Genomic DNA, 4,644 nt, shown 5'->3' with positions numbered 1-4,644 from the left:
CTGATGACCTGTACTGGCGCGCCATCGTCGAGCTCAAAAACCGTGCGAAGCGATTCATGCCGCCGCGTCAGCTCCTCAAAAACCGCCCCTATCCGTGCAGCGCTGATCCCCTCGCCCTTCAGACGCAGCGCCAGCGGTATGTTGTAGGCGGTGCTGTCCTGGTCGTATTGATCCAAAAACCAGAGACGCTGCTGCGCATGCGAGCAGACACTGCGTATCAGACCCTTGCGCGATACATCGTCTCTTACGGCAGCATTCAATAATAGTGGAATTATCTCGTGCTTTTTCGCCTGTAGCTTGCTTGCAAGTTCAGGGGTCATTACTCCAGGCGGAGCCCAGTATCTCAGTCTACTGTCAAACCTATTGGCACTGAGCCAAATACCCCTCGATCTGCAAAGGTCTAATAATTCTTGGCCACTCACAGCTCCCCCGTCTCCAATGCCACAACGTCATCGGTTACCCAAAGACCTTCACCTGAAGCTGGATTTTCGCCATGTTCAGCAAGTCCTCCTACCAGAGAATGTACGACTTGATGGCTGTCATTCAGCTGAAAGAGTGATGTCAAAGTTGCATCCATCGCATCCCCTATACCGCATAGTCCCAACCCGGTTGGCGCGGCATACAGCGACAAAGCTTGCGCCATGGMACCGGCTTCAATTTGACAAAAATCGATCGATTTTTCCCCATAAATAGGAGCGATAGCTGTCATTTCTGCAATAAAAAATAACGCGAATGCAGAACTATCAAAGATCGGCCGGTTTATAAAATAATGGTACAGATCGGGAGAAACTGCGCCATCGGATATTTTTACTAAACTAAATTGCCGAGGGTTAAAATAATAACACCCCTCCGAAAGGCCGGAGATGCGATTATTCTTCACATATATGTAGGTTTGTACCGGATATAGACCGCCGGCAGAAGGATATAGTAGCTTTGGCTTGCCGTCCAAAGTACCTTCGGCAAGTGCAGACAGAAGATAGGTAAATGAGGATCGATCTATCGGCTGTTTCGAGAAATGCCTGGTGGAACGGAACAGATATGAATGACGGAGCCATTGCTCATTCTCCGGCAGCGCACCTAGATCAATTTGGGGCTTGTTATCAAAGCTCCTGAGGCCCCGGCGAGCCTCTTTGAATTTCAAACGATCGGGCATGTCCTGAACAAGATCCATGCGATATTCCTTCCTAAAGATCTTAGATTTTTCAGGTTGTCTGCAGAGACGAACCAAATTCGAAACTGTAGGTTCTGCCATGAATTCTTTTAAGCTGGGCTGAAAACCAATGCGGGAATGGAGCGCATTGAAAAGGCGGATTATATCGATTGAATTAAGACCGGCAGAAACAAGATCGATGCTTGATGAAGAAATATTAATTCCCGTACTCTCAGTAATTAAGTGAGCCAGCTTTAGTTCATCCCCCTGTAAACTTTGCGTTTCAGAAGAGGATGACGAGGGCGCCGGCAGGGCCTTGCGGTCAACCTTGCCATTGGGCGTGAGCGGCAGGGCGTCGAGCRCCACGAAGGCCGACGGCACCATATAGCTGGGTATTTTTGCTGCCAGGAAAGTCGCAAGCTGTTCCTTTGTTACAGATGCGGCCCCTGCCTTCGGCACGATATAGGCTACCAGCCGTTTGTCTCCGGCCCGCTCTCCCAGTGCGGTGACTGCGCAGGCCTGCAGATCGTCATGGGCCTCCAGTGCCGCCTCGATTTCCCCAAGCTCGATACGATAGCCCTGAACCTTGACCTGGCTATCTTCGCGGCCAAGGAATTCGATGTTGCCATCAGGCAGATACCGGCCCAGATCACCCGTCTTATAAAGGCGTTGACCCGTATGGGGATTGGTCAGGAAGCTTTGCGCAGTCTTCTGCGGGTCGTTCCAGTAGCCCTGGGCCAATCCGATGCCACCAATATAAAGATGGCCTGTGGCCCATGTCGGCCTTGGCTTCAGTGCATCATCAAGAACGTAGAACTCCTGATTGCTGAGCGCTTTGCCATAAGGGATGCTGCGCCAATCATCGTCTATTTCCTTAATCGGATAATGAATAGACCAAATGGAGGCTTCCGTTGCTCCGCCAAGGCTAATGATGYTCGCCTGCGGTAGGTGGGCTCGGATGCGTGACGGCAGGGCGACAGGGATCCAATCTCCCGACAATAGAACCAGCCTCAACGGATCTGGCCTTCTGGCCGCGGGGCCGTCGATATACTCGATGAGCATTGTCATCAATGCCGGCACTGAGTTCCAGACGGTAACACGGTGCTCCTCGATCAGGCTAAGCCAATGCTGGGGATCTCGTGCATGTTCAGCTGTCGGAACAACGACAGCGCCACCCGAAGCAAGGGTGCCAAAGATATCGAAGACGGAAAGGTCGAAGCTGAGAGAAGACAGCGCCAGTATGCGATCGGTTGAACCTACACTGTATTGCCTGTTTATATCCAATACCGTGTTGACCGCCCCACGATGGTCGATCATGACCCCTTTGGGCACACCTGTGGAGCCAGATGTATAGATGATGTAGGCCAGGTCWCCGGCATCGCCAAAGACGCCACCAAATTCTCTCTCATTGTCAGCGATGTCTTCTTGCGTGACACAGATACGGCGCAGCGGAGACGGCCACTCGATGGCTTCGTTGACCTTTGGCTGTGTCAGGCTGAAGCGACAACGGGTTTGCTCGAGGATGTGATGCAGGCGCTGGACAGGTAATTCTGGATCCAGCGGTACATAAGCGGCTCCTGCATAGAGGATCGCCAGCGTGGCAACAACCTGCTCCCACCCTTTATGCATGACAACCGCAACAGGTTCGCCGCGCCCCACGCCGCTGCTTTCAAGCTCTTCGGCAAGCCCCAGTGCGCGCGCGCGCAATTGACCGTAAGTCAGCTGGTAGCTCTGCGTAATCACCGCGGTTGCTTCAGGGGTGGCCTGTGCCTGGCGATCAAACAGTTCGTGCAACAGCCCATCTTCGGCCGCAAATGGCTCCGGTACGCTTTCCAGGGGCGCTTCTATCGGGAGCAGATGCGCTCGTGGCTGCTGCCATTCTCCTTCGTCCCTGGCCAGTTTCTGCAATAAACCGCAGTATGCGGAGAACATCTCATCAATCATGTTTGCAGGGAATAGTTCTTCCACTGCATCCCATTCAAAGCCCAGTCCAGCCGCACTCTCGGCGACTTGATGGYYAAGCCATACCTGGGACGTTTGCGTGATCCCGTAGACATATTCGCTTTGCMAAACCTGTCCGCCGGTTTCGGCATCCGGCATATGCGCATTCGTCAATGTACTTGTAAAGACGATGGGCATGCTCGCCGCCCGGCCAAGCCGCAACCGGCTTAGATCACGAAGAACCTGCACGCCACTGACCGCGGAATGATCAAGATCGTTCCACAACTGCATCTGTGTTGCTTTGGCTTTTTGCGCAAAACTAAGGGAGGGATCGGCGTCGATCTCCGAAAGCGTAACAGACGTAAAATCGCCAACGATCTGCCCGACCTGAGGATGCAGGGGAAGGCGATTAAAGAGTGTCAGATTGATCGTCATGCGCGCCTGCTTGCTCCAGGTCGCAAGCGCTTCACCAAAGGCGGTCAGCAGCAAAGCCGATGGCGTTACATTGTGCTTTCTTCCGATAGCCTTAAGCTGGTTCCACTGGACTATATCCAGTCCGGAGCTGCGCCTTTTAAATCTCGGCTGCTGGATCTGTTCGGGACTGATCGCCAGTGGCAACTCGGGAGCCGGAGCAAAATCAGATAGGCGCGACTGCCAGTATGCCAGCGATTGCGCGTACCATTTGCTCTCGCGTACTTTATGTTCAGCCAGGACATAATCACGGAACGTTAATTCCAGCGGGGGCAGCCTGTGCTCGCTGTCGCGATACAATAATCCCAGCTCATACGCCAGGATCCGAAGGCTCTCCYCATCCGTGATCAACATGTCCACACTGATGCATAGACGCGTAATCCCGTCATCAAGATAGGCAGCACAAAACCCAAACAACGGCCATCGGGTCGAATCAAAAACCTCATGCGACAACTCGTTCCGTATCTGATCGAGCGCATGACTTGCCGTTGCCTCATCCTTGCCGCGCAGGTCGACAAGGCGTGTATGGAAGTCGGGCACGTCCTGCAGGATCTGTTGTGTCCCGTCCGCATTGAAGACGGCCCGCAGCATCCCATGACGATCGACAAGCTGCCTTATGACAGCGTCAAAACGGTCCAGATCGAAGCCGGATATGTTCAGTTCAWAATAAMCATGCGTGCTGGTTCCACCCAGCGTGAACGCATTGCTGCGCCCCAGCCAGTATGCCTGCTGGATATCCGTCAGCGGGAACGGCTCGCCCATGCGAGCTCTATCGGGGATTATCTGCGCAATATCTCCCAGCCTGCCCTCATCTCCCGCGCTTCCTTCTCCACCGGCATCGACTGCAACGGCCAATTCACCGAGCGCGGCCGACTTGAACAGCGTCACGAGCGGGATCGTCCGGTGCATTTGCTGACTGATTGCCTGCACGACCCTGACAGCCAGGAGCGAATGTCCGCCGAGTTCGAAGAAGTTGTCGTGGATGCCGACCTGTTCGAGGCCGAGCACGTCGCACCAGATGCGGGCAAGCGCCTGTTCGGTCGGCGTGCGCGGGGCGACATAGTCCTGCGACCTGTAGCCGC

Annotated in this window: 2 protein-coding genes and 1 pseudogene; all 3 read right to left on the bottom strand. The window is 54.2% G+C overall.

Annotated elements, in window-relative coordinates; all coding sequences use genetic code 11:
- On the bottom strand, nucleotides 1-320 hold a 320-nt coding region (locus AC1DNW_RS35205; RefSeq protein WP_477855755.1), incomplete at its 3' end, for a condensation domain-containing protein.
- Nucleotides 321-422 (bottom strand): annotated as a pseudogene (locus AC1DNW_RS35200) (hypothetical protein); the annotation flags it as partial.
- Nucleotides 419-4,570 (bottom strand): amino acid adenylation domain-containing protein, encoded by a 4,152-nt coding sequence (locus tag AC1DNW_RS35195; RefSeq protein ID WP_477855754.1) that lies wholly within the window; start codon nucleotides 4,568-4,570, stop codon nucleotides 419-421. The pseudogene AC1DNW_RS35200 and the gene AC1DNW_RS35195, both read right to left, overlap by 4 nt.
- Nucleotides 4,571-4,644 lie beyond the last annotated feature (74 nt).

The organism is Rhizobium sp. 05L429, assembly GCF_056397645.1.
This window is presented reverse-complemented; position numbering and strand designations above follow the sequence as displayed.